We start from the raw sequence: 26496 nt of genomic DNA, 5'->3' as shown, positions 1-26496 counted from the left end.
AAAGGTTAAAGGCCGATTTCTTCTGGGTTGCATGTGTAAGCATTGCCGACGTTGGTGACGTCGGTCATCTGGAGGCTGCTGCCGCCGGAGCCGTTGAGGGTGCCGCCGCCGCCGGTCATTCCGGCTTGGTTTGTTTCAAGTTGAACGTAGTTTGCGCCTAGAGCTAATGCTTCGTTTCTTAGATCGTTCATTGCGCCTAGGGCTAATTTTCTATTGCTTTTGACGCCGCCGACGATAGCGTTGCCTTGGCTGCCCATGACTTGGCCTTGGTATTTGCAGCCTTTCGGTGCTGGTGTTCGACTCACAATGATGCGTTCTGCGCCTGATTTTAGATGAGTGATACAGGATGAAGCGAGTAGGCAGCAAGCAATTGAAACATATAAGCGTGACATAATATGCACTATATATGGTTTTTATCGCTAAGCAAATAGGCCGTGCACAAACCATTTAGGCGGGCTGCCTTGTTTGTATACCCATAATCTGAGGCCGTCTTTGTTCTCTACCCGGTAGTAATCTCTGGCAGGGATGGGGGCTGGATCTCGCCACCATTCACATTCTATTCGTTCTGGGCCATCGGCTTTGACCACTTTCATGACACTGCCCCGCCAGCGGATTTGGGCGGGTGGGTTGTCTGGTAGCAGGGCCATGGCGGCGATGGGTTCTGGGGGGTCTAAGAGCCGGAGGGGTCTGGTGCCGGTGGGGTGTGGGCTGGGGATGTATTTTTGGGGAATTAATTGTTTTTCTTGGGCGCGTTCGGGGAGGTGGCTTTGGGTGGGGATTAATTGGAAGAGGGCTTCGGGGCCTATTTTGTTGGTGATTAGGTCTTTCCAGGCGGAGAGATTGGGGCTGGATCCCAGGTCAAGCCCGGGATGACAGCCTGGGATGGTGGTTTGGTTGGTGAATATGGGGGCGGTTTCTAGGGCTTCTAGGCTGATGCGGTCAATACCTAGGCCTAGATTGAATTGGGTGATTTTGAGTTTCAGTAATTTGTCTAGGTGTGCATGCTCGTGACTTGAAGTGGCGGTACCGATGGTGCAGGTGGTTTGTTCACGGGTGACATGCGTGAGCGTGATGCGGATTTGGGTTGCGCCTATGCTGGCGGATTCAAGTTTTTGACATAAATCTCGTAGTAAATCCGATAAAAAACGCTCGAGGGTTTCTGAGGTGCGGATAGAGTCGGTAAAATCTTGGCTGAGCTTAAAGGTTTGGGTTTCGGGGACGTTTTCTATCAAAGTTAAAGCTGAGCCCATTAATTGATCGAGGCTTTGCAGGGTTTCTCGGCCCAAGCGTTTGAAAAGCTGCGCTCTGGGCAGGTTTAACAGCTCCGAAATAGTCTGGATTTTGAGTTCTTCTAAGAGAGAATAGCTTTTGGGAGAAAGCCTTAAACAGTGGGTGGGCAGGGGGCTTAGAATTTGGGTTAGGTTTGGTTCGTCAACGCAGATACCGGGTTTTAAATGACTGAGTGCCCAGGCCGCTTTAGGGTTGGGGGCGATGGCTATCTGAGTCTCATGGCCTAAGGATTCAAAATCGAGTTCAATTTGATCCAATAGCGCTCTTTCGCCGCCAAAGAGGTGCGCAGAGCCTGATACTTCAAGTAGTAGGCTATCTGGCTCATCCAAAGCGGTAAGCGGGGCGTATTTCTTGGCCTTCTGGCACAAGATGTTCAAATTGCCGTCTTCTTCGCTGAGATTCGTCAACCAGATTGAAATCCATCTCTTTGTCATTCCACTCTACATCCCATGCCGCCGGCGCCATAGCGCCTCGGCATCTTACTAATTCAATTCGAAAACGCATCTGCCCTACGCCATGCTGAGAGAATAAGCCTGGAGCGTCAGAACTTAGGCGTGTTGATATATGCCAGCGTGTCATAGCAATGTGACATGGCGCGGGTATTTTCTCTGTGTGCAGCAGAAACAGCATGTTTTGCAATTTCCCGCAGGCTAGTTGCAACCGGCGTGCGGTAGTTAAATTGAGCTTTAGGTTCTCTCCGACCACCAAGGCTGGGAGCTCTTCTAGTGTTTTTTCGGCCACCCATAAGGCTTCTTTGGGGTTTGCTACCTGGATAAATAAGATTTGCTCCGGGGGGAGGCCGAAATCACTTAAACCGGGTGGGTATAAAGAAGGTCTTTGGGAAATCCAGACAATTGGCTTTTGAGGGGTGCCCAGCTTTTTTAAGGTGGCAACCATCCAGCCTAGGGCCGCATTTTCGCTTTGCAGGGCGATGTATTCGTGGAGGCCGGCGTTTTGGGGTAAAATCCCCCCTGGCCCCCCTTTTTCAAAGGGGGGAAGAAACACGTGTCCTTCCAAGGCGCGGATGCGTTCTCGAAGTTCATCTAAGGCTACGGTCTTTCCAACCATCTCCTCACCTCAATGACTTTGCCTAAAATCGATACACGGTCTGAATCCACAATGATGGGATCGAAATGCTGGTTCATGGGCAAGAGCCCTATTTGGCTGGTGAAGCGTTTGAATTTTTTAACCGTGGCAGATTCACCATCTACCAACGCCACCACGATATCGCCATCGTGGGCACCGGATTGCTTTCTGACGATGACGATATCTTTATCAAAGATGCCGCCTTCCACCATACTTTGGCCTTTGACTCTGAGGGCGAAACATTGCAGCGCTTGCTCAGGGTTTTGTACCGGGATGCGATCTTCAATATGTTCTACGGCCAATAATGGCTGACCGGCAGCAACGTGGCCCAGCAAAGGCACACTCCAGGTTTCGACTTCTTGGGAGAGTGATTTCCAGGTTCGGCCCACGCCCGCTAGATGGCTCAAATAACCTTTTTGTTTGAGCGCTTTGAGATGCTTGTAAGCGGTGGGTCTAATCACGCCTAAACTTTGGGCGATGTCCTGGATTGAGGGAGACATTTGATGCTCTCGCCAAAATCGTTCCACCAACTGCAATACTTGCTTTTGTTTAGGGGGTAGTTTCTCCATTTGACTAAAATGGCATACGGTTGTATGCCTGTCAAGTATGCATTACGCAGAGTTGCAGGTCACCACTAATTTTACCTTTCTAACGGGTGCCTCACATCCGGAAGAGATGGTCATGGCTGCGCAGGCGCTGGGGCATGCAGCCATTGGTATCAGTGATCGCAATACTTTGGCTGGAGTGGTGCGGGCTCATGTGGCTGCCAAGGAATGTGGCCTGAAACTGCTGATTGGTTGTCGTTTGGACTTTGCGGATAATACGCCTTCCATTTTATGCTATCCAAAAAATAGACAAGCTTATGGGCGCCTCACCACGCTTTTGACTCGGGGAAAAAGACGCGCTGAAAAAGGCGCGTGTCATTTATATCGAGCGGACTTATTAGAGTTTTGTGAAGGTCAGGTGTTGATTGTTGTCCCACCTGAGCAAATAGACGCTGATTTTGAATTTCAACTGGGGACCTTGAAGGCTGCTCTGGATTCGCCTTTTTATGTTGCTATCTCGTTTAATTTTCAGCCTGCTGGTGCTCAAAGGCTGCACCAAATCGGTGAGCTTGCTTTTAAATATGGCCTGGCATTAATTGCCACCAATGATGTTCATGGACACGAATCACAGCGGCGGGCTTTGCAGGATATTTTAACTTGCATTCGGCATCAATGCAGCATTCAGGAAGCAGGCTTTAGGCTTTATGGTAATGGCGAAAGACATCTTAAATCGCCGGCTGAAATGGCGCGTATTTTGTACCAGTACCCGCAGGCTTTGGAAAATACCCTGGAGGTGGCCAAAATTTGCAAGTTTTCGCTGGATGAGCTGCGATATGAGTATCCGGAAGATTCAATTCCCGAGGGCAAAAATGCACAAGCCTATTTAGAAGAGTTGACCTGGGCAGGAGCCAAGTGGCGCTATCCAGATGGTGTTCCGCCTAAAGTGATGCAAAGTTTGCAGCATGAGCTAAAGCTTGTCTCTGAAATGCAATACGCGCCGTATTTTTTGACGGTGTATGACATTGTTGATTTTGCACGACAAAAGCGGATTTTGTATCAAGGACGGGGTTCTGCCGCTAACTCTGCCGTTTGCTATTGCTTAGGAATTACAGCGGTTAATCCGGACCAGGTTGAGCTCTTATTTGAGCGGTTTTTGAGTAAAGAGCGGGATGAACCGCCTGATATTGACGTCGATTTTGAACATGAACGCCGCGAAGAAGTGATTCAGTATCTCTATCAGCGTTACGGCAGGACCCGAGCTGCCATTGCCGCTACGGTCATTACTTATCGTAAAAAGAGTGCGATCCGAGATGTTGGCAAAGCTTTGGGCATACCCTTGGAGCAAATCGAGGATTTCTTAGCGAAAGCAACCGCTATGTCTCTGCGAGATGTGGATAAAAGTCAGCACCCAGAGCTGATTCATTGGGCCCTGATGCTGCTTAGCTTTCCGAGGCATTTAGGCCAGCATGTGGGCGGTTTTATTTTGACTCGCGGTCCTTTGGAAGCGCTGGTGCCGATTGGCAATGCGGCCATGGATGACCGAACTTTCATTGAATGGGACAAGGACGATATCGAGTCCTTAAAAATGCTCAAAGTAGATGTGTTGTCTTTGGGCATGCTTAGCTGCATTCGGCGCTCCTTTGATTTGATTAAAACGCATTATCACCGAGAGCTTTCCCTGGCCAATGTGCCGGTGAATGACACCAAGACCTATGACATGATTTGCCGGGCTGATACCTTAGGGGTTTTTCAAATCGAGAGTCGTGCGCAGATGAGCATGTTGCCCAGATTGAGGCCGCGGCAATATTACGATTTGGTGATAGAAGTTGCCTTGGTAAGGCCGGGGCCTATTCAAGGCAACATGGTGCATCCTTACTTGAAACGTCGCAATGGTTTAGAGCGCGTCAGTTATCCCTCGAAAGCGCTTGAATCGGTGCTGCAACGCACTTTGGGCGTGCCGCTGTTTCAAGAGCAGGCCATGCAAGTGGCCATTGTGGGCGCTGGCTTCACGCCGGGGAGGGCAGATGCTTTAAGGCGCGCCATGGCAACTTTTAAAAAATCAGGGAAGCTTACGGGTTTTGAGGATGAGTTTGTTCAGGGCATGGTTAAAAATGGTTATGATGCCCAATTTGCTAATCAATGCTTTCAGCAGATTTTAGGTTTCGGGGATTATGGCTTTCCGGAATCGCACGCAGCCAGTTTTGCTTTGCTGGCTTATGTGTCCGCGTGGCTAAAGTGTCATTACCCGGCGGCTTTTGCTTGTGCGTTGCTTAACAGCCAACCCATGGGCTTTTATGGTCCCTCTCAAATCTTATTTGATGCCAAAAGCCATGGCGTTCGAATTCTGCCCATCGATGTCAATTTCAGCACCTGGGATAACCAGCTGGTGAAGGGTGATTTGCGTCTTGGTTTTAGGCAAATTGCAGGCATTCGTGCGGATGAAATCGAATGGCTGGTGGCTTGTCGGGGCGATGGCTATGCCAATGCAGCAGATTTAGCGCGTCGCAGTGGCATTTCTGAGCGAACGCTCAAAGTTTTAGCATCCGCAGATGCTTACGGCTCTTTTAAGCAAAAAAGGCAGCAAGCTACTTGGTCAGTGCAGGGCTTGGATTTAAAGCCTTTGCCTTTATTGGCGTTTGCATCAGAAAATCCGGAAGAGCCGGTTATTTTGCCAGTATTAACCGAACTCGAAGAAGTATTGCGAGATTATCAAAAGACAGGGCTGTCGCTCAAAAATCATCCGGTGGCTTTTTGGCGTGAGAAACTAATATCCAAGGGCTATTTAAGACACTCAGATCTGAGGCAGGCTAATGACGGCAGCATCGTCAAAGTAGCAGGGTTGGTGCTAATCCGCCAAAGGCCGCCTACCGCTAGTGGTATGGTGTTTCATACTTTAGAAGATGAGACTGGTTTTGCGAACATTGTGATTACGCCAGACGTCTGTGATCTTTACCGCCAAGAGACCTTGGTTTTTGAAAGCTTGGCCATAGAGGGAAAGCTGCAGAAAAAAGACGGGGTCATCCATGTGTTAGCGCATCGATTGGCAAAAATGGACTTTGCCCCAGCCAGTATGCCCGTCTTTGGTAGCCTATGGGGTCGACGGGAATATCAATAAGTTTGCAAATTCCCCCCAAGTTGCAATTGGCTTAGATTGTGTGTATAGAAAATCCATTATTAATCAATGGCGACGGTGCTGTCGGGGAGAATGTGTGAAGATTTTTCAATGGTATTTTTTATTTGCTAACTTAGCTGGTATTTCTGAGTTGGCAGCGAAGACTAAATTTGATTGGGAACTACAGCATTTTTATTCTTCCTATGCCGTGCAGTTGGACCATGAACTTGATTGTTTCGTCCCATCGGACGCTAAGCTTATTGAAGAATATTGGCAAAATAATCGAACTGCCATTAAAAATGTGTTGGGTGATATCGGGCCTACGCTCAAGACCCTAGAGGAGGCTAAACATTGGCGAAACTCTCCTAAGTATGAAAATGCCGATCACCTTATTGCGGCGGCAACAAACAATGCACCGGCTTTTAAGAAGAAATTGAGTGATGTAGTCAACAAAATGCCTGGCACTCGAGTTTCCTTTGGACCTAATAACGAACACGCCATCAAATCCAAACGAAGTATTAATTATAAATTAGACCGATTAAGAAATGCTGACATAGAAGATCCGGTTGCAAAAATCAGTGATGTTTTAAGAGGAACCATTGTGGTTGAATCGCCTTCGCAAATGATATCGGCAGTTCAGGAACTGAAAAAGGAATTTCCAGATAGCGTTGTTTTTACCAACAAATTTGGGGACGGCGGTATGTCGTTAAACGGCTATGTTGGTGTCCACGCCGATATTCACTACCAAAATGGCGATGATTTTATGATGGCGGAGGTTCAAATCCACTTCTCTGAGATTGCAGATGGAAGTTTGCAAAGTGCCAAAGAATATTCTCATGTCATCTATAAAAAAATGCGAGGTCTATCATGCAGACAAGCCCCGGCAGAAATCTGCGTCAAAGGTAGACTCGCTCAAATGACCCTTTTCCTTTTTGGTATGGACAAAATGACAAGGAAAAACAACATTTCGCAAACCGTTATTAAGTCGACTGGGCAAAGCTCTTACTCTTCGATGGATATCATCGCAACAGAAGTAAAAAAAAGATGCGAAGCAGTCGTAAATCTACTTACTGCGATCATGCAAAATATCGCATTGAAGCTTAGTTCGTGATCACCTTTTTGAAAAACCAAACGGGCACGCCGCTCAAAGCAAATAAAGCAGCTATGCCTAAAGTCTGCAAACTAGTTTGCCATAATATCCATAAACAAAAGACCAGCGCGAGTGAGCCATATACCCATTGAACCCCGCGAGCTTTTTTCAAAAATGCCAAGGTCGCAATCACATACACATATAAAAAGGCCGTCACAGAAAAATCAATAATCATGGCCAGCTGACTGGCCAAGGTCGTATGCGTGGTTAAAAACAACAATGGCAAGATACCAAAAGTGCTGATTAACAAAGCCACAAAAGGCGCCTGATGCCGGTTGGTTTTGCCAAGCAAAGCAGGTCCAAGCCTATCCTGAGCCAGGCCTAAAGCAATCTGGCTACTGGCCAGCATCCAAGCATTCAAAGTGCCCAAGCATAGAATCGATGCAATGAAAGAGATAAGCAAATGCCAACTGCCCCCGAGCAAATATTGCGCAGCATCTGCAAAAGGCGCCTTCGACTGGGCTAAAAGGGCGCTTGGCATAGAGCCCATGATAGCCAAACTGTTTACCACATAAACCAGTGCTACCGCGATGGTCCCAAACACAAGCGCTTTTGGAATGGTCTTAGCGGGATTTTCAACCGAACCCGCTGGTGTGGTGCCGGATTCCAGACCGATAAAGCCCCAAAGCGTTAGCAACACAACTTGACTTAAAATATCCGGCACGGAAACGGCAGCCAAGCCATCTGCCATTTGAATATTTTGAGCATTAAAATAGACAATGCCAAAAACCGGCAAAACAATCAGCGGGACAAATTTAAGCACCGTCAAAACAAATTCGGTGATGCCAGCCGCATAGACACCCTGCAAATTCAGCAAAGTCACCGCAAACAACAAAACCACCTGCAGAGCCAAAACGGCATTGGGCGTCAAAGTGCCCAAAAGCGGGGTCAAGTAGCCTACCGCTGCTACAATCACCGCCGTCGTAGAAACCCATGAAACCACCCAATATGTCCAGCCGGTAAAAAAACCAGCCACATCGCCAAAGGCTGCTCGTGCGTACACGTGAGGCCCGCCCGTCTTAGGCATCAGCGCGCATAAGTCCGCGAATACCAAGGCGAGGGCGATCGCGCCAACGCCAGAGATTATCCAACCCAAAAGCGCATACCAGCCAAATGGCGCTAGATTGGCTGGCAGCATAAAAATACCAGAGCCGATTTGGCTACCAGTCACAATCGCAAACAGGGACCAAAAGCCGATTTTATGGTTGGAATGATGGCTAAGTTGTTGCATGAGGGCGTTTCATAGCCTACAAATAGATACATGGCGAGACATGCATTTCCAGTAGTATTAAGTGCTCCAAGTGGCACAGGCAAAACCACCTTGGCGCATCTTTTGGTGGACAGTATGTCTAATCTAGAGATTAGTGTCTCTCACACCACGCGCCCCAGACGCGGCCATGAGCAAGAAGACGTCGACTACTATTTTGTGGATGATGTTGAATTCGACAAAATGATTGAAGAAAATGCCTTTTTGGAATGGGCGCCCGTCCATGGCCATCGCTATGGTTCATCCATTGCATGGACCCAGAAGAAAATGGACGACAGCCGGGATGTGATTTTCGACATCGATGTTCAAGGTGGCCTTCAGATTAAAAAGCATTTTCCCAATACGGTTTTGATTTTTATTCTGCCGCCATCTTTCGAAGAGTTGGAAAATCGCCTGCGCGGACGCGGCACTGACCCCGAAGAAAAAATACAAAAACGTTTAGAAGCAGCGCGCCAGGAAATTCGCATTGGCCTTAAAACTTACGATTATGTTATTAATAATGAGAAACTAGACAGAGCTTTATTCGATTTAACAGCCATTGTGAGAACTCACCGTTTGAATGGTTTTGATAGAGAGAAGATTCGTAAAAAGCTCCTAGGAGAGTAATGTTCGCGTTGATTGCCACATTGGCACTTAATATTATTGTCAATAGTGTCCCTGAAAGCCTTGATCCCCGTTTTGCCGACAGTGTTGTAGCGTCGAGCATGAGTGAGCTGCTTTTTGCCCCTCTACTAACCATGGGTGATGATCTATTGCCGCGGCCTTATTTGGCCGAGTCTGTCGTTCAAAAAGATGCGCTGACTTACCTGGTAACTTTACGGCCTAACTTATACTTTCATGATGGCACCAAACTCGAAGCAAAAGATGTCGTCTATACTTTTAGCGATCTGGGAAGCGATGACGTGCTGTCCTCCAAGGTCGATAAGCTCAAATTTGTTGAAAGCGTGAATGCGCTGTCCAATCGAGTGATTGAGTTCAAACTTAAAAAGCCATACGCGCCATTTGTGGCGGAGCTCACCGGTCTTGGCATTGTATCGAAAGCAAAATGCTACGGCAGGACTGCGAAATGTCGACATGAACTGGTTGGCTCAGGACCCTACCGACTCACAAGCTATAATAAAGTCACCGAAACTTGGCGTTTAAGCGCCTTCGATAAATGGTTTGAGGGTAAGGCCGGGGTTAATGAACTCGAATTTCGAGTGGTGCGGGATAACAACACGCGTCTGCTCGAGTTGGTCAAAGGCAAGGCGGATTTAAGCATGGGCAATATTAGGCCCTTTCAACTGCCGCTTTTGGAGAAGTATGCCAGCCGAATCCAGATTCAAAAAGCGCCAGGCCTTGGATATGCCTATTTGGCGATGAACCTTCGCAAGTCGCCTCTGTCGGATGTGCGAGTTCGAAAAGCCATCGCTTTGGGCATTAATATTGACGAGATATTAAATGCGAAGTTTCAGGGCTTGGCAAGTAAAGCGACTGGCATGTTGCCATCAGGGCATTGGGCCAAAGACTCCAAGTTAATGCCGCTTCGTTATGATCCCATCGAGGCAAAGAGGCTTTTGAAAGAGACAGGGTTAAAGCTTCCGATTAAGCTTACTTTGCTTGCCAGCACAGACCGATTTAGGCAGAGTTTTAGCTTGATCTATAAGCATCAGCTGAAGCAAATCGGTATTGATTTGGATATCCGTATTCAAGACTGGGCCACGGCTTTTCAGAATATTCGTCAGGGTAATTTTGATTTGGTCAGCGCTATTTGGTCGCCTGTGGTGGAGCCGAATTTATTTGAATGGGTGTTTCACTCTGGCAATATTCCAGATGCCGATAAGGCCGGTGGTAATCGGGTGGCTTTTCGGGACGGTGAGGTTGATGCTTGGATTGAAAAAGCGCAGGCGACATTTGACGTGGCCGGCCGCAAAGTGCTTTACGGGCTGATAGAAAAACGGTTGCAGGCGTCCTTGCCTTATGTGCCGCTTTGGTTTGAAGACAATATCATCGTGAGCAGCCTGCGGTTGACTGGCTTTGTACCCTCGCGTCAGGAAAGTTATTTACCTCTGCTGAAGGCACGCTTTCTTCCAGGAGGCGCCAAATGATATCTAAAGCGTTTCAAGTGTTTTGGGTGCTTTTTGGCGCAACGCTGATTGTGACAGGTATGCTTCGCCTGGTGCCCGGCGATCCGGTTGATCATATTTTAGGGGAGCAGGCGACTCAACAGGCGCGGATGCAGCTTTCTAGAGATCTGGGTTTGACCGATGCTCATGGCGTGAGAGTTGGTTATTTGAGACAGTATGGAAACTTCATTCAAAAAATCGCGACCAATGAATTGACCAGCTACCGAACACGGGAACCAGTCATGTCGATTATCGCTGGGCGACTGCCTTACACCGGTGTTTTGGCGCTGGCATCGATGCTGTTTGCCATATGCTTAGGTCCCATCTTGGGCGTTATGGCTGCTTGGAAGCGTGGGCGCTTGTTGGACCAATTTTTGAGACTGGTGGCTTTATTAGGAATAAGCGTTCCGCGCTTTTTCTTTGCGCCTTTGCTCTTATTAGCATTTTCGATCTATTGGTCTATTTTTCCGATTAGCGGCGCGACCGATGGCCTTCTGTCGTTGGTGTTGCCGGCGCTTAGTTTGGGCTTTGCCATGGCTGCGGTGCAGATGCGGTTTACGCGCGCTTCGATTTTAGAAGTTATGTCGACCGATTATATCCGAACGGCTCGGGCGAAGGGCCTTTCGGAGCGGGTGGTTTATTTTAAACACGCGCTGCGCAATGCCTTGATGCCGGTGATAACTGTGATTGGCATGGAACTGGGGTCTTTATTGGCCGGCGCGGTGGTGGTGGAGAAGATTTTTTCTTGGCCGGGGATTGGCCTGTTGTTGCTGGAGAGCATTCAGCAGTTGGACATGCCGATGGTTCAGGGCGTTGTCTTGGTGATCGCATTTTTCTACGTAGTGACAAACTTGGTGACGGACTGGGTTTACGGGCTCATTGACCCTCGGGTGAGGGTGTCGTGAAAACTTTCTTGGTCTTAGGTCTAGGCGTTTTAACTTTTGTTGCTTTGCTTGGGCCATGGGTAATAGGTGGCGCCGGTTTGGACCTCAATTTGGCGCTTGATTTAAGGGGTCTTGAAGCTGGGCGTCTGGGCTTTGGTGAGAACGGTTTCGATGTCTTAACTTGGCTTGTGTATGGCGCTCGTATTTCGCTTGCCATTGCGCTTACCTGTACGGTCATCTCGATGGTGTTTGGTGTGATTTATGGGGCGGTATCAGCTTATGTGGGTGGATTTGTAGATACCGTTATGATGCGGCTGGTGGATATCTTGATGGCCTTCCCAGGGCTTTTGCTTGCGCTGTATATCGCGGCAGTATTAAAACCGGGGGTGATGAACTTGGTCATTGCGCTTTGTGCGACTGGCTGGGTTGGTTATGCGCGCGTGGCTCGCTCGCAAGTTTTGGTGGTGAAAGAGCACGATTACGTGACTGCTGCGGTTGCGTTAGGTGCGTCTCCCCTGCGGGTGCTGTTTGTGCATATCGTGCCGAATATCTTGGGGCCTCTATGGGTGCAGGGTAGCTTTGGGATTTCATCGCTCATATTGGCAGAAGCAAGTTTAAGCTTTTTGGGCTTGGGTGTGCCGCCGGGGACGCCTTCTTGGGGTGCTCTTTTGGAGCAGGGCGTCAACTATTTATTCGTTGCGCCGCATTTAGTGATACTTCCCGGTCTTTGTATCGCCTTATCAGTGCTATTGTTTAACTTCTTAGGAGATTGGTTGCGCGATGCCAGAGATCCAGTTTGATTCATTCCCGGAAGCCCCGGGCTGCTATTTAATGAAAAACAAAGCTGGGAAAATATTTTATGTCGGCAAGGCAATCAATTTAAGAAACCGCATTCGCAGCTATTTCACCGGCCAAGACACTCGCGCATTTGTGGGCTGGTTAGACCGAATTTTAGACAAGATCGAAGTTGTGGTGGTGCGTAACGATACTGAAGCACTTCTTCTAGAGCAGACGCTGGTTCAACTTCATAACCCTAAATATAATATCCTGCTTAAGGATGATAAGCGCTTTATCTCTTTGAGACTGGCCAGGCCGAAGGAAAAAGGCGCACTCCATGCCAAGTTCCCAAGGCTTGAAATTGTGCGGAAGCCGAATAAAGATAACGCGCGCTATTTTGGTCCATACCCATCGGCAACCAAACTCAGGGAAACTGTCGCTCAAATCAATAAGCATTTTAAGCTCAGAACCTGTTCCGACAGAGTGATAGACCATAGAGACCGCCCGTGCATTCAACATGATATGGGCCGTTGCTTAGCGCCATGCGTTTTCCCCGTGACAGAGTATGCCGGCGAAATGGACAACGTGGGCTTGTTTTTGAAAGGCCAAACGCGCGAGGTTGAAAAACGCCTACAGGTTTTGATGTGGCAAGCCGTTGAAAGCGAGCAGTTTGAACGCGCCGCTCAAATCCGGGACCAAGTCAAAGCCATCAAAGACTCCACCACGGGCCAAACCACTCATCGCTTAAGTAAGCGAGAAAATGAGGACATCTATGGTGTTGCCAGACAAGCGGGATATTTAGAAATCGTGCGTCTGCCAGTGCGAGCCGGCCGGGTTGAGGGGGCTGAACATTATGCTTTTGATGAGCAAGAGTTCCCAACGCGCGATTTGTTTTCCGGATTTCTGTCACAATTTTATGCGAATCTGCCGAGTGAAGACTGGCCGCATCAAGTGGTTTGTCCTCTGGTTTTGGTCGAAGGCGATTCCGGTCTGCCGACATCAGGCGAAGGTTTTCCAAAGATTGTCACCCCGCAACGTGGCCCTTTAAAAACCCTGTTGGAGATCGCCGAACAAAACGCAAGACACGCTCTTGAGGAGCGCCTCAAAAGAATCCAATCGCATGAAGACAGCCTAGAAGCCTTGCGAAAGTGCGCCGAAATGCAGGCAATACCAAGAGTCATCGAGTGCTTCGATGTATCGCTTTTTCAAGGTACCGATGCCGTGGCTTCACAAGTCTGCTTTATCGACGGTGTTCCCGAAAAATCTCGCTATCGAAAGTATAATATCAAAACTGTGGAAGGCACAGACGACTACGCCATGATGCGCGAAGTGCTCACCCGAAGACTAAAGAAAGGTGATTTCCCCGATTTGCTCTTGGTCGACGGTGGTAAAGGCCAACTTGGGGTTGCGCTCGCGGTAGCGAAAGATGCGGGTCTGGAACTCAACATTGCAGCCATTGCCAAGGATCCTGAACGGCTGTTTTTGCCTAACCGCAAAGATGGCATCATGCTGAAAGAGCACAGCAAAGAGCGGTATTTGCTTGAGCGAATTCGAGATGAAGCTCACCGTTTTGCCATTACAACCCACCGGGCCAAGCGCCAAAAACGAATATTTCAGAAGCCTTAAAACGCCAATTATTGCCTTTTTACGCTTAATCGGCTAAGATCGGCCAAGATCGGCCAAGATCGGCCAAGGAGTGTAAAATGGCGCAATTGCCGGTTGAGATTCAACTCACCTCTGAAATTGTTCAAATCCTGAGTGAAGTGGACGAATTTAAGGGACGCTTTTCGAACGCTGCGGGCATTCCGCGCGAAAAGTTAAATCTCCTTCGAAAAGTTGCTACAATTGAAAGCATTGGCTCTTCCACCCGGATAGAAGGCGTAAAACTAACCGACCAAGAGATCGCTGAGCTATTGGAAAGACTTGATTTAAATTCTTTTAAAAACCGTGATGAAGAGGAAGTCGCTGGCTACGCAGAAGCCATTAATTTGGTCTATGAATCGTACCAAGAACTGCGTTTAACCGAAAACTACGTCAGGCAACTGCATGCCCGTCTACTTCAATATGTGGCCAAGGATCAAAGGCATCGTGGAGATTATAAGAAATTCTCGAATCACGTAGAGGCATTTGACGCTGACGGAAAAAGCATCGGCGTTGTTTTTGAAACGGCAACACCATTTGATACGCCTAGAGCTATGAAAGACCTTGTAGATTGGGCACGCGATCATTTCGAAGATCGAAGCATGCACCCGTTGGTGGTCATCGCTATCTTTACTGTTCATTTTTTAGCGATTCATCCATTCCAGGACGGAAATGGGCGATTATCTCGCATATTAACAACATTGTTATTGCTAAAATCTGGATACGAATACGTGCCTTACTCGTCTTTGGAAACAGTTATTGAAGCAAATAAAGATCGCTATTATATCGCTTTAAGAAGAACTCAAGGAACTTTAAAAGGCGATGAACCCGTTTATGACCCTTGGCTGAGATTCTTTTTTGGAGCGCTACAAAAGCAAAAACGAAACTTGGAAGCAAAATTTGAAACGACCTTGAAGACATCTAGTTTGCCTGAATTATCTGAAAAAATACATGAACTCTCTAAACAGAAAGAGAGACTAACGATGCATGATATAGAACTGGCCATAGATGCTCCTAAAAGTTCAATTAAGTTTCACTTAAAAAAACTGGTGGCTGGGGGCAGTCTCGACCGCCACGGCCAAGGTAGAGGCGTGTGGTATAGCCAAGGCTCCCAAAAAAGCCTGTAAACTAAGCCCATGGATTCGAGCGAAGCCTGGAGTTGAAATCCAAAGCCGCACCAAGAGGCAAGTCCATAAAAGTAATAGGCTGCTTTCCGCTTAAGGTAGCAAAATCGATTGTGTTCATCACTGCAACGAAATCGCTCTCTGATATAGCTTGCCGCATTCGCGGGCTCAGGGCGGTGTACCAAGCGTGGGGATCTGCGCCTGTAAGAGGCGTATCAAGCAAGATGCGTTTAGTAAAAGTGGTCTCATAATCCTGGCTACTCCTTGTCGAAAGTCCGGTGTAGTCGGCCAGCGTTTCTCTCACAGAGCGCCGCATTTGTGTCTCCAGGGTCATTTTGAGCTCACCTTCTGTTTGAAGCGCTTTAAATTGCCTGCTCGCTTCGTCCCACCTGACCCCTTGGCTTTCCAAAAGCCTTGGATCGGAGATTCTGGGAGGTGTTCCATCTGAAAGGAACTGAACCACTTCTCGAAATGGCGAACCATCATCTCCGCCGCAAACCAGATGATATTCGTGTTTAGAATCCGTTTGACGTTTCATCAATGTGTTCATGACTTCAGCGCGCCCGGCCTTGTCTCTCACAGCACCGGCAATAACGTCGCGTACGGGAATTCTGGGATCTTCTCCATTCACATTTCTTTTCAGGACCGTGAGCATGCGCAGTGTATCTGGCCTGGAAATATCGCGCACGAGCGCTACTCGCTGGCCTTTTTCAGCCTTTTCCAAATAGGCCTTTAAATCACTAGGTCTACTTAAGGAAGAATCATATGCTACCTGTTTGAGGTCGCTTTTAATGAGTTCATCGAACACTTCGTAAGCCATCTGTGAACCTTCAACATGAACGGCGGCATGGGTAATCGTTTCATCGGATTTTCGCCCTGCGTCGCGTTTAGCACCATCCGGCGCGACCACACCGTTGACCATCGAGCCGTATTCGGTTTTGGCATGAGCTGTTTTGCCTGCGCCAAATCCGCCTTTCAAAAGTACCAATGACCTTCTATCGCTGCTGCGGACGCCTTTCGCCAATTCTCTTGCCTTCACGTAGCTGAACAATAGATAGTTGGCATGCTTACCTTGAGCTTCAAACACCCAGTTTCGAGGATTCTCAATAGCTTCCCACTTCTTGCTGGGGTCAGCTAAAAGTTGCTCTGAATTCCGCATGTAGACTTGATAGCTTTCAAGGCCTCCGGATTCATCTAGACTTGCTTTTAGTAAAGCGGTGCGGACAGCGTATGTGCTTTTAGGCGCTGAAAGTCCGGTTTTTGTTGGAGCGGCGCGATAGCTTTGGAACTGTTCATCATCATGCGAGTCAATATCTCTCAGGACTTGTTTGTATGCATCAGGTTTGGATAAGCCACGCTGAATGTAGCTGTGCGCCAATGTTTTTAAAGAAGCCACCGACTGATCGAGAACTTGATGATTCTTTGCTTGCGCCTTTGGGTCAGCATATTTGCCGGTTAAAAAAGCCGGAACATCGAAATCAGCGCACCCTTCTTGAATCGATTTAAAGTTGGGCGCTGGCGCAGAGGGTGCTGCGATTTTAGACGTCGGCAGCGACTCAAGCAGAAGGGAGGGCTCTAAATGCTGTGTTTGTGATTCGTGCTCCACTTCAGTTATTTCATGAGTAACTGCGTTAAAATTGCCTGGACGAGTGACCATAGATTCCATGTTAGCATATAGCCGACTTTAACACCCCTTGATGAATATCGGCAATTCATGCAGATTGCCAAGCCACATGAACCGACCGCTTTGGATTATTCTCGGATTAGTTTTAGGAACTTTCCTAGGTTTGCTGTGCCATCAGTGGCAGGGCCCGTGGCTTGACGTCGTTATTGCGTATGTGGCTCAGCCGATGGGTCAGTTCTTTTTGCGCCTAATCTTTATGGTTGTGGTGCCATTGGTCTTTTCATCTTTGGTGATTGCCATCGTTGAGTTGAAGGATTTTTCCAAATTGGGCAGGGTGGGGGTCAAATCGCTGCTCTATACGTTGATAGCAGCGCCCATATCGGTTTTGGTGGGGCTCGTTTTGGTGACGCTTTTGCAACCGGGCGCTGGGCTTGACCCGAATATTATTAAACAGCTTGGCCCCATGATGCCTGTGGTACCGCCGCCGGTTTCTAATCAGACTTTTACAGAATCGTTGGTTTCGCTTATCCCTAAAAATCCTCTCTTGGCTGCGACCAAAGCGCTCGAGGGCGACATGGTTGCCTTTATGGTGTTCTCGCTGATTTTTGGGGTCGCTTTATTGCTGGTTGGAAAAGATCAAACCAAAGATCCGCTGGTTGGTGTGCTGGAAAGCTTACGCGATGTTTCGATGAAGATTGTGGATTTTGCGATGATGCTGGCGCCATTTGGAGTAGCCGGGCTAATGTTTTCCATGACTGCCAAGTTTGGATTTTCGCTGATTGGTAATCTGGGTAAATTTGTTGTTGTGGTGTTGCTAGGGCTTGCGGTTCAACAGTTTGTTGTTTTTAGTTTAATCTTAAAGCTTTATGCCAAAAAATCGCCGTTGCAGTTTTTTACGCAGATTCGTGAAGTGATGGTCACGGCTTTTTCGACCTCGTCTTCCAATGCTACTTTGCCAACTTCGATTCGAGTCGCGGAGACCAATCTAGGCTTAGATAGGAATATAAGCTCCTTTGTCTTGACGATTGGGTCGGCTGCCAATCAAAACGGTACCGCTTTGTTTGAAGGTGTGACTGTTTTGTTCTTGGCTCAGATATTCGGCATTCAGCTCGGTTTTGATCAACAAATCGTTGTTTTGTTTATGTCGGTTATAGCTGGTATGGGCACCGCTGGTGTTCCAGGCGGGTCAATACCGTTGATTGCCATTGTCCTGCAGTCTGTAGGCATTCCCGTTGAGGGAATCGGTTTGGTGCTCGGAGTCGATCGCCTGCTTGATATGTGTCGTACCGTTTTGAATGTCAGCGGAGATCTTGTCTGCGCAACAGTTGTTGATTATAGCGAACGTAAAAATATAAAGACCGCTTAAGAGTTGCTTTTCTTCCAAGCACTTAACACGTCTGCGCGAATGATTTCTTGGGCGCTGTTAGATTCTTTGGCCAGAGCTTGTAAATCTTCTAACAAAGGATCGACTCGTAGAATTCGCTCGCCCCAGAGGCACTCGTTGACTCTGCAAACTTGGAGTTTTTGGGAGCGGCCTAAGGTGACAGCGGTTACGCGCTTTAGTAGGCTGAACTGTTCGATGGTTTGAACTTGAACGTCTGAGGCCTCTGCTAAAATCAAGAGAGCTTCGATAACTTTGGTTTTATCACTTTCCAGGGCGATAGCTTTGATGAGCGTTTTGGATCCGAAACCTTGGTCCATCACTTGAGTGGTCCAGACTTTCTTGGTGCCAATTTGATTTAGCCTGTGAATGATTTCGGATAGGATTTGCGTATTGGTGATTTGCGCGCTGATTTCTACCACGGCATCCAATTTAGGTCCCGTGGTAACGTTTTTTTGACAAAGTAGCGCTCTGATTTCGGGCATTTTGGCTATGCCCATTTTGAGGAGTTGGCTTTCGCCTCTTGCGCCAAAATGAGATGCGCTTGCCTTTAAAAGTGCAAGACCCGTGACATCACAAGTTGGCGCAGGCCATTCTTTTTCAAACACGGGGATTGATTCGCTGAGGGCTAAGATAACGCTACGATTCGGGTTGTCGTGTGAAAACGCTAGAGGGACGCGACTGGCCGAGATTGAGCTGGGGTCAAGCTCTGCCAAAAGAACGCAAAAGCTGACCATGTCACAGTAATCGGCTAGGCTGGGGCGGTGGCCGGCATCTTCGAGAAAGCGTTTTGCTTTCTGAAACAGCGCCGCTGGAATCGGGTCTAGATTTTTTGCTAAATCACCCACATCAGGCAGCGCCATCTTAGGTGCATCCTGATGCGAAAGGGATAAGTGCCATTTTGGTTTTGCTTTGAAGGCGGTGTTTTTATCAGAGATATTTGACTGAGCGATGGCAGGGCTATCAATAGAACGACCAGTCTCATCTAAAAATTCTAAATTATGATTTGAATATACTGGTTGAATGGCATTTAAGTTAATGGCAGAAAATGCCTGCTTTAAGATATTGGCCGATACGCCGAGGTCGATCAGAGCAGCGCAAAGTGATCGACCGGTACAACCATTGCTTAGGTCGAAATGTAAAAGACGAGAAGAAGACATAGTGATTGGCTAATTTGTAACACAGCCCTTGTTTTCTTGAAATAAATTCGTCAAAATAGATGGTCTTATGTTCAAACGAATTCTACTGAAATTGTCTGGCGAAGCCCTTCAAGGCAGCCAAGGCTTCGGAATCGATCCCAAAGTGATTCTAAGCATGGCCGAAGAAATCAAAGAAATACACGCCATGGGCATTGAGGTAGCGCTTGTGATTGGCGGCGGAAATATTTTCCGTGGCTTGGCTGCGAGCACGCAAGGCATGGACCGCTCATCTGCGGATTACATGGGCATGTTGGCGACTGTTCTTAACTCGTTGGCCCTTCAAGATGCTTTGGAAAGACAAGGGGTGCCTACGCGCGTGCAATCGGCCATTACCATGTCTGAGTTGTGCGAGCCCTACATTCGAAGACGAGCTGTTAGGCATTTGGAAAAAGGCCGTGTGGTTATTTTCGCCGCTGGTACCGGAAACCCGTATTTTACCACCGATACAACCGCAGCGCTGAGAGCGATGGAAATCCACGCCGATGCCATTTTCAAAGCCACGAAGGTCGACGGCGTCTATGACAGCGATCCGGCCCATAATCCCAACGCGCAGATGTTTGCCAATCTGACTTATAAAGATGTTCTAAACAAAGATTTAAAAGTGATGGATTCAACGGCAATCTCACTTTCGAAAGATAACAATATGCCAATTTACGTCTTCAATATGACTGAACCGGGCAATATTAAACGAATTTTGAGCGGTGAAAAAATCGGCACCGTGGTACAGGAGTAGACGAGATGTTGGACGATATTTGCAGCGAAGCCAAAGACCAGATGCATAAAGGCATCGAAGCTCTTAAAAAGAATTTAGCGACGATTAGAACGGGCCGCGCCAGCGTATCACTGCTGGATGGCGTTCGGGTCGACTACTACGGCACCCCAAGCCCTATCGGTCAAGTCGCCACCGTGAGCTGCCCAGATGCTCGCTCATTGATGGTCAAGCCTTGGGACAAAGGAATGCTGAAGCCTATTGAAAAAGCGATTTCAGAGGCAAACTTGGGTCTAAACCCCATGGTGGACAGTGACGTGGTGCGCGTGCCAGTGCCTTCGCTGACAGAAGAGCGCCGAAGAGAGTTTGCGAAACAGGCCAAACAACGTTGCGAAGATGCCAAAGTAGCGGTTAGAAATGCAAGGCGAGATGCGAACGAGATGTTTAAAGACGCGGTCAAGGAATCGACCATGTCTGAAGATGATGAAAAGCGCGGCTTAAAAGTAACCCAAGATTTAACAGACCAAACCATCGCCGAAATCGACAAGCTTCTACAACACAAAGAAGCCGAAATCATGACGGTCTGATTCTGTCATTCCGGCCTTGAGCCGGAATCCAGCCCTCTGCACAGCGCTGGGCCCCGGCTCAAGGCCGGGGTGACATTTGATAGCTCACAACGTTAATGCCGGCCGACCGTGCGTTTTTTAAGCACGCTGGTTTCTCTAGGTCAACTTCTATGCTTTTGATCCGCGAATCGAAAGCCAGGCACGCGTCCGCTAAAACTTGCGCCAGTTTTTCGATTAACTGAGACCTACTCGTTTGAGCTGTCTCCACCAAAACTTGCTCCAATTTCGAATAGTCCACCGTATCTTCAAGCTTATCGCTGCAGCGAGCCCGCAAATTACTTAAATGCAACTTGACGTTGATAACCAAAGTTTGCGGCGCTTCTCGCTCATGGGCATGCACGCCGATAATGCAAGCAACCTTTAAGTCGCGGATATAAATCGTATTAGATTCCATGAATCCTCGTCTTCTATCGCTTCTGACCAAGAAGATCCAGGGTGCTCCAGTAAGGCGATGCTTGCGGGTTCAAAGCTTTCACGCACCCCGCAGAGCATCTCCAAAGTTTTTTCCATGGTTGGGTTATGTCCGACAATTTGAAAAGTCTGAACTACCGGGTTAACGCGCGCAATAAAATCGACAACTCCCCAGGCATCCGCCTGATATAAATCGTGGGCCTGCTGCACAGCCGGAGTGGGGGTGAATGCTTTGATAAACAAGGCGCAGGTTTCCAGAGTTCTTTTTGCATCGCTCACGTAAATAAGCTCTGGAAGCCAGTCCAAATCTGCCACCTGCTGAGCGATTAAAGGCACACTGGCACGCCCTACCTCAGAAAGCGTGCGCTCATGGTCAGGCGGCCCGAAAGGGCTGTTCGCATGACGCATGAGCATGAGTCTTAACATTACGGTTTTTGAATCGCGACAAACAAGGTGCTTGGGCCTCGTCTGAGCAATACCCTTAAAATGCCGCCTGCTGGAACCTTTTTCACTAAAGTGGCAAGGGTGTTGGCATCTTTAATCAGCTGATTATTTACTTTGATGATCACATCGTCTTTTTCTAAGCCTACCATAGCAGCCACCGAGTGAGCGTTCACTTCAACGATGCGCGCACCTTGAATCATCTGGTCTTTATGACTTGCGACCCTGATTCCCAGTTCTTCTAGGCCTTTCGATTCTGCTTTTGGCAGAGCCGCTTCTTTGTTGTTGTTGATCGCTTCCAAGGTGATGCGGAATGTCAAAGTCTTGCCTTCTCTAAAAACTTTGACGGGAGCGCTTTTGCCCACGCGTGCAAGACCAGCTTCCACCATCAGAGAGCTTGCGTCGTTAATAACCTTGCCGTCAAATTCGATGATAACATCGCCAGGCTGAATGCCAGCTTTGGAGGCCGCGCTGCCAGGCATAACTTCGCGCACTAGGGCGCCGTAGGTGTACGCCAGGCCAAGTTCTTTGGCGAGTTCAGGCGTTACGTTCTCGATTTTAACGCCCATACCTGATCGAGAGGCTTTACCGTCTTTTTTGAGCGCTGGCAGGATTAATTTGACTTGATCAATTGGAATGGCAAAGGCGATGCCCTGACCTGAGGCACTGATGGCGGTATTGATACCAATCACTTCGCCTGACATGTTTAACAAAGCGCCACCGGAATTACCTGGGTTGATGGCCGCGCTGAGCTGCATGAAATCGAAAAGGCCTCGTTTGCCAGAAGGTTGAATGTCTCTTCTGCCTCTGGCTGAAATCGGCCCAAAAGAGATAGAGTTTTCAAGTCCCAGAGGATTACCGATGGCCATCGCAAAATCTCCGACTTGCATTCGAGAGGAGCTTCCTAGCGGGATAACAGGCCAGTCTTTTCTGTCGCTCTTAATTTGAATTAGCGCGACGTCTGTATCTGGGTCTGTACCCACCACTTCAGCATCGTATTCTTTCAAATCACCGCCTACTTTAATTTTGATTTTATTGGCACCTTCAATCACGTGATTGTTGGTTAATGCAAGACCGGATGGATGGATAATAAATCCGCTGCCAAGGCCGGTACTTTTTTGTTCAGGCATCCTCATATTAGGGCCGCCTGCGCCTGGGCCAAAAAAGCGGAAAAGGTCCTCAAACCCTGGAGGCACTTGCTGATTACGCTGCATCACCGATTCAGTGGCAACCACCAACACCGCTGGCTTCACGCGGTTGACGAGCGGTGCCAGAGAAGGGATAGGAATAATCGAATTTTTACTTTGTTCTGGGGTTATTTCGACCCAAAGTTCGTTGGCGATACTGGGCGTTACGGCCGGTTTGTCCCCAAAAAAGCCGACTAACCACAACGATGGTATTGTTACACTAAGTAAGAGTAGGATTTTTCTCATGGATCGTATTAAAAACTATTTTAGCACCAAATTTCAAGTGGGAATTTTATGGGCCCTCGCCATATGCCCGATCCCCGCCGATTTCTGGAACACAGAAGTATTTAATCTGCCGACTGAAAACAAAGTAGAATTAGCGCTTAAAATTGCGCCGGCTAATCTGGATATGCTGCGTCGTGAAAAGTTAGCAGAAATTCTATCAGAAGTCCCTTTAAAATCCGCAGATATGCATGAGAAACTATGTGTAGATTTAGCTGAAACAAAAGCCTCGAGAGCTTATTGCACTAATCTAAACTTTTCTGCCGATAAGCTTTTACAACGAGCCAGAGTGTTAACCACTTGGAATCGAAATGCTGAAGTGGTGGCCGCTTTAGCCACGGTGAATACTTGTGAGGCAACCTATTTGACAGGTCTCGCTCACCGAAAGCTCCGCAATTATGCTCAGGCTCGTCAAACTTTGCGATTGGCTGCGGATACCTGTGAAGGCGATTTTAAAAAGAAGGCGCTCTTTCTAAATGCTCGCATTGCGGCAATGAATCCTTCGGAAACAGCGGTTGCTGTTTTAGATGACTTTTTGGCCAAGTATCCAAACGACAGTTTTACCGATGACGTACTTTTATGGAAAGCGCACACACTTTTAGATTTAGATCGTGAAGTGGATGGCGCTCAGGTGCTAAATCAGATTTTTAACGAGCATCCCAAAGGCGACATGCGCGAGCAAACCATTTTTGAGCGCGCGATGCAGTTTGCCCGCCTGGGCCAGATGAACCCTGCCATTCATTTGTTTGAAACTCTCAAAACGCCTCAAGGCATGTATTGGTCAGGGCGCCTTCGGATGTATCCGCAGTTTGAAAGCCTGAAGCTAAATCCGGACCGTAAACAACGCCATGAGGGTAAGGAAATCCTCCAAAATTTAGCTAAAGAAATGCCTTTTAATTACTATGGCCACTGGGCGGCTCAGCTAACTAAGACTAAATCGTCGTTAAAGCCCCCGGTTTTTATGCTGCCGCCAAGTCAGGCGCTAAAAGCGGATCCCACTTTTCAAATCATGTCTTGCCTGAAAGAGCATGGAAAGACGCAAGAGGCGGTTTGGGTGGTAGATAGACTGATGCGGCAGTATCGCGGCGAAAACGACCGCTTCAATCTGGCCAACGCTTATTTGGAGCTACACCGCCCCGATAAGGCTCATCAAGCGATGCGTGGTTTGGGCCTTGCCTTTCCTAGAACAAACAAGCCGGAGTTTGTGACGCAGTTTCCTTGGTATTTATCCTTCCCCAAGGCATTTTCTGAAGCCTATCATAGAGCAGCTGAGCTCGAAAAAATCCCCGTGGATTGGTTGATGGGGCTGTCTAGAGAAGAAAGCATGTTCGACAAAGACGTTATTTCTTGGGCTGGCGCGGTAGGTCTTTGTCAACTTATGCCAACCACAGCGAAGTTGACCGAAAGCCAGCTTTTAGACCCGTTGGTTAATATAGACGCCGGCGCCAAGCACTTGAACGAGCTGAGCCAGAAGTTGGACCATCCTATCAAAATCATAGCATCCTATAATGCTGGCGCCGGACCCGTGCAGAGATGGGCGAAGCAATATGCGCCGGACGTTCCTATGGACTATTTCGTAGAACAAATCCCTTACGAGCAAACTCGAAATTATGTCAAGAAAGTGACCAGCGCTTGGGCAAGTTATGCCTGGCTCAATGGCAGGTTGAAAAAGCCTCTCTATTTGATCCAGAATAAGCCATGACGCCCATTGATAAAAAGCAAATTCTGTACGGCATTATTTTAACGCGTGCAGTAGATAATACGCTGAAGCGCATGTTTATGACCAGCGTAGGCTTTCAAGGCAAAGGGTTTAGAAGCCTGGGGCAAGAAGCGATCTATGCTGCTGGGTACGCCATCAAACAGCTAGGCGGACACAACGTCATCGCGCCCATGATACGCGACTTGGGCGCTATCTTAGCCATGACCAACAACGACATTGCTTTGGCGTTAAATGCTCAGGCGGGGAAATCAGGCTTGCCGTCTCATGGCAGGGACTTGCATGTCGGTGACTTGGACCAAGGCGTGCTATCTCCCGCAGCGCCTTTAGCCATTGGCACTGCGACATTGGTCGGCATGGGCTTAGCGATGAAGCTTAAGGGTGAATCCCGAATCGGGGTCAGCTTTATGGGCGAGGGCGGCACTTCTTTAGGCGAATGGCACGAAGCGATTAATTTTGCTGCGGTGCAAAAATTGCCATTGATATTTTGTATTGAAAACAATCAAACAGCTTTATCCACACCACTAGGCTCTCAAACCGCAGCGCAAACTTTCGCTGACAAGGCTGTCGGTTATGGCATGCCAGCCAAAACATTGGATGGCACCGATCCCGAAGCCATTTATGAAGCATTTGCATGGGGCGCAAAGCACGCCCAGTCTGGCAAAGGGCCGGTGATGCTCGAGCTTACCAGCATGCGCATGTGCGGGCATGCGCATCACGACGATATGCTTTATTTGGGTCAAGAGCCAACACTGAGCTTTGAATTGCCGGAGTTAAAAACAGGTGGCTACGCGGATGCAAAGGCATTTGCGCATTGGCGTGCAAAGGATCCTTTAAAAACTTACGCCAGCAAACTTGTTGCATCCGGAATTTGTACGAGCATTGAAATCGACAGCATGAAAGAAAAAGCGTTGCAAGCTTGTGAAGCAGCACTGGCTGAAGTAAAATCTCGTCCATGGCCAAAACCTATTTAGAAGCCATCGCTTTGGGAATTCAGGAAATTTTAGAGCAAAATCCCAAAGCTTATGTGCTTGGGGAAGATGTGGCCCCGCCGTATGGCAATGTTTTCATGCTATTTAAAGCGATGCCTCAAGCCTTGTGGCCAAGGTTTATCAACACGCCTATTTCGGAGAATGCCATCATTGGCGCTTGTGTGGGCATGGCTTTGGAAGGCTTGCTGCCAATTGCCGAGATGCAGTTTAACGATTTTGTGGCATCGGGCTTTAACCAGCTGGTCAATAATGCTGCGAAAGCACGCTATCGCTTGGGCAAACCAGCCCCGTTTATTCTGCGTATGCCTTGGGGTGGTCTGAGACATGCTGGACCATTTCACTCGCAGGACACATCTGCTTGGTTTTATCGAACACCAGGGTTGAAAGTCGTTGCGCCGTCCACGCCATCAGATGCACGAGCATTATTACACGCGGCCAGTCGGGAACAAGATCCGGTGCTTTACTACGAGCATATCGCTCTTTACCGCGACCCCTCGCTAAGAGAAGACTTGAGCGACGAGCCGGTCGAACTCGGCAAAGCGGCGATTCGAAAGGCCGGATCCAAACTGACGGTAATTAGTTACGGCGCTTATGTGCACCGAGTACTGAAAACTTTGAGTGAGCTCGACTGTGAAATCCTAGACCTGCGAACGTTGGTGCCGCTTGATTTCGAAGCTATCGCTCAAAGCATTCGTAAAACGGGCCGCGTGCTTTTGGTAGGCGAGGACACCAAACGCGGCAGCGTGCTTGAATCAATCGGATCGCAAATCGCTGAAAACCTATTTGAACAGCTGGATGCTCCCATTTGCGTATTAGGTTCTAAAGACACACCTGTGCCATATTCACCGGCGCTGGAAGCAGACTATTTGACGTCAAACGAAGCGATCTACGAGGAAGCAATCCGCCTAATGGCGTATTGAACTTTAGTCTAGGCCTTGGCATAGCG

Annotated in this window: 24 protein-coding genes; 14 read left to right on the top strand and 10 right to left on the bottom strand. The window is 48.3% G+C overall.

Features of this window, described 5'->3' with window-relative positions; genetic code table 11:
• Positions 1-5: 5 nt before the first annotated feature.
• Genes V4534_02360 through lexA form a run of 4 tightly spaced genes read right to left on the bottom strand, consistent with a single transcriptional unit; the run spans position 6 to position 2945 of the window.
• Complete coding sequence (locus tag V4534_02360) at positions 6-392, bottom strand: DUF4156 domain-containing protein (GenBank protein ID MES2503701.1); 387 nt, start codon at positions 390-392, stop codon at positions 6-8.
• 27 nt (positions 393-419) lie between these two features.
• Positions 420-1697 (bottom strand): DNA polymerase Y family protein, encoded by a 1278-nt coding sequence (locus V4534_02355; protein ID MES2503700.1) that lies wholly within the window; start codon positions 1695-1697, stop codon positions 420-422.
• Positions 1612-2358, bottom strand: coding sequence for a hypothetical protein (locus tag V4534_02350; GenBank protein ID MES2503699.1), 747 nt, complete (start codon positions 2356-2358; stop codon positions 1612-1614). Before V4534_02350 ends, V4534_02355 begins: the two co-directional genes overlap by 86 nt.
• On the bottom strand, positions 2340-2945 hold the full coding sequence (lexA, locus tag V4534_02345; GenBank protein ID MES2503698.1) for a transcriptional repressor LexA: 606 nt from the start codon (positions 2943-2945) through the stop codon (positions 2340-2342). Before lexA ends, V4534_02350 begins: the two co-directional genes overlap by 19 nt.
• Before the next feature lie 37 nt (positions 2946-2982).
• Between lexA and V4534_02340 the strand changes: the two genes are divergently transcribed.
• Positions 2983-6036, top strand: a complete 3054-nt coding sequence (locus tag V4534_02340; GenBank protein ID MES2503697.1) for an error-prone DNA polymerase — start codon at positions 2983-2985, stop codon at positions 6034-6036.
• 94 nt (positions 6037-6130) lie between these two features.
• On the top strand, positions 6131-7144 hold the full coding sequence (locus tag V4534_02335; protein MES2503696.1) for a hypothetical protein: 1014 nt from the start codon (positions 6131-6133) through the stop codon (positions 7142-7144).
• On the opposite strand, the gene V4534_02330 is transcribed toward V4534_02335, so the two are convergent.
• Positions 7134-8414, bottom strand: a complete 1281-nt coding sequence (locus V4534_02330) for an amino acid permease (GenBank protein MES2503695.1) — start codon at positions 8412-8414, stop codon at positions 7134-7136. The two genes, V4534_02335 and V4534_02330, sit on opposite strands and share 11 nt — an antisense overlap.
• A gap of 30 nt (positions 8415-8444) precedes the next feature.
• Between V4534_02330 and gmk the strand changes: the two genes are divergently transcribed.
• The 6 genes from gmk (at position 8445) to V4534_02300 (ending at position 14984) form a co-directional block, all read left to right on the top strand.
• Positions 8445-9056, top strand: coding sequence for a guanylate kinase (gene gmk / locus V4534_02325; GenBank protein ID MES2503694.1), 612 nt, complete (start codon positions 8445-8447; stop codon positions 9054-9056).
• Positions 9056-10537 carry an ABC transporter substrate-binding protein gene (locus tag V4534_02320; protein ID MES2503693.1) on the top strand — a complete coding sequence of 494 codons (1482 nt, stop codon included), beginning with the start codon at positions 9056-9058 and terminating at the stop codon, positions 10535-10537. Before gmk ends, V4534_02320 begins: the two co-directional genes overlap by 1 nt.
• Positions 10534-11460 (top strand): ABC transporter permease, encoded by a 927-nt coding sequence (locus V4534_02315; protein MES2503692.1) that lies wholly within the window; start codon positions 10534-10536, stop codon positions 11458-11460. The genes V4534_02320 and V4534_02315 overlap by 4 nt, the downstream gene beginning before the upstream one ends.
• Positions 11457-12239 (top strand): ABC transporter permease, encoded by a 783-nt coding sequence (locus V4534_02310; protein MES2503691.1) that lies wholly within the window; start codon positions 11457-11459, stop codon positions 12237-12239. Before V4534_02315 ends, V4534_02310 begins: the two co-directional genes overlap by 4 nt.
• Positions 12220-13842: an excinuclease ABC subunit UvrC gene (uvrC, locus tag V4534_02305; GenBank protein MES2503690.1), complete on the top strand. Its 1623-nt coding sequence runs from the start codon at positions 12220-12222 to the stop codon at positions 13840-13842. Before V4534_02310 ends, uvrC begins: the two co-directional genes overlap by 20 nt.
• 77 nt (positions 13843-13919) lie before the next feature.
• Entirely contained in the window at positions 13920-14984 is a 1065-nt protein-coding gene (locus tag V4534_02300) for a Fic family protein (protein MES2503689.1), read from the top strand.
• Between the two features lies 1 nt (position 14985).
• On the opposite strand, the gene V4534_02295 is transcribed toward V4534_02300, so the two are convergent.
• The gene (locus V4534_02295) at positions 14986-16647 is read right to left on the bottom strand and encodes a hypothetical protein (GenBank protein MES2503688.1); all 1662 of its coding nucleotides are present in this window, start codon (positions 16645-16647) and stop codon (positions 14986-14988) included.
• 67 nt (positions 16648-16714) lie between these two features.
• On the opposite strand from V4534_02295, the gene V4534_02290 reads away from it, so the two are divergent.
• A complete protein-coding gene (locus V4534_02290; protein MES2503687.1) occupies positions 16715-17971 on the top strand; it encodes a dicarboxylate/amino acid:cation symporter in 1257 nt (418 codons plus the stop codon).
• On the opposite strand, the gene larC is transcribed toward V4534_02290, so the two are convergent.
• Positions 17968-19146, bottom strand: coding sequence for a nickel insertion protein (larC, locus tag V4534_02285; GenBank protein MES2503686.1), 1179 nt, complete (start codon positions 19144-19146; stop codon positions 17968-17970). The two genes, V4534_02290 and larC, sit on opposite strands and share 4 nt — an antisense overlap.
• Before the next feature lie 67 nt (positions 19147-19213).
• Here larC and pyrH point away from each other — a divergent pair, with 67 nt between their 5' ends.
• Together pyrH and frr are read left to right on the top strand one after the other, a co-directional pair.
• Positions 19214-19918: a UMP kinase gene (gene pyrH / locus V4534_02280; protein ID MES2503685.1), complete on the top strand. Its 705-nt coding sequence runs from the start codon at positions 19214-19216 to the stop codon at positions 19916-19918.
• Between the two features lie 5 nt (positions 19919-19923).
• A complete protein-coding gene (gene frr, locus V4534_02275; protein ID MES2503684.1) occupies positions 19924-20481 on the top strand; it encodes a ribosome recycling factor in 558 nt (185 codons plus the stop codon).
• Positions 20482-20539: 58 nt separating this feature from the next.
• On the opposite strand, the gene folB is transcribed toward frr, so the two are convergent.
• The 3 genes from folB to V4534_02260 are packed head-to-tail and all read right to left on the bottom strand — an operon-like array spanning position 20540 to position 22805.
• Positions 20540-20914: a dihydroneopterin aldolase gene (folB, locus tag V4534_02270; protein ID MES2503683.1), complete on the bottom strand. Its 375-nt coding sequence runs from the start codon at positions 20912-20914 to the stop codon at positions 20540-20542.
• Positions 20881-21357: a hypothetical protein gene (locus tag V4534_02265; GenBank protein ID MES2503682.1), complete on the bottom strand. Its 477-nt coding sequence runs from the start codon at positions 21355-21357 to the stop codon at positions 20881-20883. The genes folB and V4534_02265 overlap by 34 nt, the downstream gene beginning before the upstream one ends.
• Positions 21357-22805 (bottom strand): trypsin-like peptidase domain-containing protein, encoded by a 1449-nt coding sequence (locus V4534_02260; GenBank protein ID MES2503681.1) that lies wholly within the window; start codon positions 22803-22805, stop codon positions 21357-21359. Before V4534_02260 ends, V4534_02265 begins: the two co-directional genes overlap by 1 nt.
• Here V4534_02260 and V4534_02255 point away from each other — a divergent pair.
• Genes V4534_02255 through V4534_02245 form a run of 3 tightly spaced genes read left to right on the top strand, consistent with a single transcriptional unit; the run spans position 22804 to position 26470 of the window.
• Complete coding sequence (locus V4534_02255; protein ID MES2503680.1) at positions 22804-24543, top strand: transglycosylase SLT domain-containing protein; 1740 nt, start codon at positions 22804-22806, stop codon at positions 24541-24543. The genes V4534_02260 and V4534_02255 overlap by 2 nt on opposite strands.
• Positions 24540-25532, top strand: coding sequence for a thiamine pyrophosphate-dependent enzyme (locus tag V4534_02250; GenBank protein MES2503679.1), 993 nt, complete (start codon positions 24540-24542; stop codon positions 25530-25532). The genes V4534_02255 and V4534_02250 overlap by 4 nt, the downstream gene beginning before the upstream one ends.
• Complete coding sequence (locus V4534_02245) at positions 25514-26470, top strand: transketolase C-terminal domain-containing protein (protein ID MES2503678.1); 957 nt, start codon at positions 25514-25516, stop codon at positions 26468-26470. Before V4534_02250 ends, V4534_02245 begins: the two co-directional genes overlap by 19 nt.
• Positions 26471-26496 lie beyond the last annotated feature (26 nt).

It is taken from the genome of Myxococcota bacterium (assembly GCA_040387835.1).
In the GTDB taxonomy this organism is placed as follows: Bacteria; Myxococcota; UBA727; order UBA727; family JABDBI01; genus JAZKCZ01.
This window is presented reverse-complemented; position numbering and strand designations above follow the sequence as displayed.

Excerpts from the sequence above, each read along its gene's own strand:
- V4534_02360 (MES2503701.1), bottom strand. The coding sequence starts at position 392 with ATGTCACGCTTATATGTTTCAATTGCTTGCTGCCTACTCGCTTCATCC.
- V4534_02350 (MES2503699.1), bottom strand. The coding sequence starts at position 2,358 with ATGGTTGGAAAGACCGTAGCCTTAGATGAACTTCGAGAACGCATCCGC.
- lexA (MES2503698.1), bottom strand. The coding sequence starts at position 2,945 with ATGGAGAAACTACCCCCTAAACAAAAGCAAGTATTGCAGTTGGTGGAA.
- V4534_02340 (MES2503697.1), top strand. The coding sequence starts at position 2,983 with ATGCATTACGCAGAGTTGCAGGTCACCACTAATTTTACCTTTCTAACG.
- V4534_02330 (MES2503695.1), bottom strand. The coding sequence starts at position 8,414 with ATGCAACAACTTAGCCATCATTCCAACCATAAAATCGGCTTTTGGTCC.
- gmk (MES2503694.1), top strand. The coding sequence starts at position 8,445 with ATGGCGAGACATGCATTTCCAGTAGTATTAAGTGCTCCAAGTGGCACA.
- V4534_02320 (MES2503693.1), top strand. The coding sequence starts at position 9,056 with ATGTTCGCGTTGATTGCCACATTGGCACTTAATATTATTGTCAATAGT.
- V4534_02315 (MES2503692.1), top strand. The coding sequence starts at position 10,534 with ATGATATCTAAAGCGTTTCAAGTGTTTTGGGTGCTTTTTGGCGCAACG.
- uvrC (MES2503690.1), top strand. The coding sequence starts at position 12,220 with ATGCCAGAGATCCAGTTTGATTCATTCCCGGAAGCCCCGGGCTGCTAT.
- V4534_02300 (MES2503689.1), top strand. The coding sequence starts at position 13,920 with ATGGCGCAATTGCCGGTTGAGATTCAACTCACCTCTGAAATTGTTCAA.
- V4534_02295 (MES2503688.1), bottom strand. The coding sequence starts at position 16,647 with ATGGAATCTATGGTCACTCGTCCAGGCAATTTTAACGCAGTTACTCAT.
- V4534_02290 (MES2503687.1), top strand. The coding sequence starts at position 16,715 with ATGAACCGACCGCTTTGGATTATTCTCGGATTAGTTTTAGGAACTTTC.
- larC (MES2503686.1), bottom strand. The coding sequence starts at position 19,146 with ATGTCTTCTTCTCGTCTTTTACATTTCGACCTAAGCAATGGTTGTACC.
- pyrH (MES2503685.1), top strand. The coding sequence starts at position 19,214 with ATGTTCAAACGAATTCTACTGAAATTGTCTGGCGAAGCCCTTCAAGGC.
- frr (MES2503684.1), top strand. The coding sequence starts at position 19,924 with ATGTTGGACGATATTTGCAGCGAAGCCAAAGACCAGATGCATAAAGGC.
- folB (MES2503683.1), bottom strand. The coding sequence starts at position 20,914 with ATGGAATCTAATACGATTTATATCCGCGACTTAAAGGTTGCTTGCATT.
- V4534_02265 (MES2503682.1), bottom strand. The coding sequence starts at position 21,357 with ATGTTAAGACTCATGCTCATGCGTCATGCGAACAGCCCTTTCGGGCCG.
- V4534_02255 (MES2503680.1), top strand. The coding sequence starts at position 22,804 with ATGGATCGTATTAAAAACTATTTTAGCACCAAATTTCAAGTGGGAATT.
- V4534_02260 (MES2503681.1), bottom strand. The coding sequence starts at position 22,805 with ATGAGAAAAATCCTACTCTTACTTAGTGTAACAATACCATCGTTGTGG.
- V4534_02250 (MES2503679.1), top strand. The coding sequence starts at position 24,540 with ATGACGCCCATTGATAAAAAGCAAATTCTGTACGGCATTATTTTAACG.
- V4534_02245 (MES2503678.1), top strand. The coding sequence starts at position 25,514 with ATGGCCAAAACCTATTTAGAAGCCATCGCTTTGGGAATTCAGGAAATT.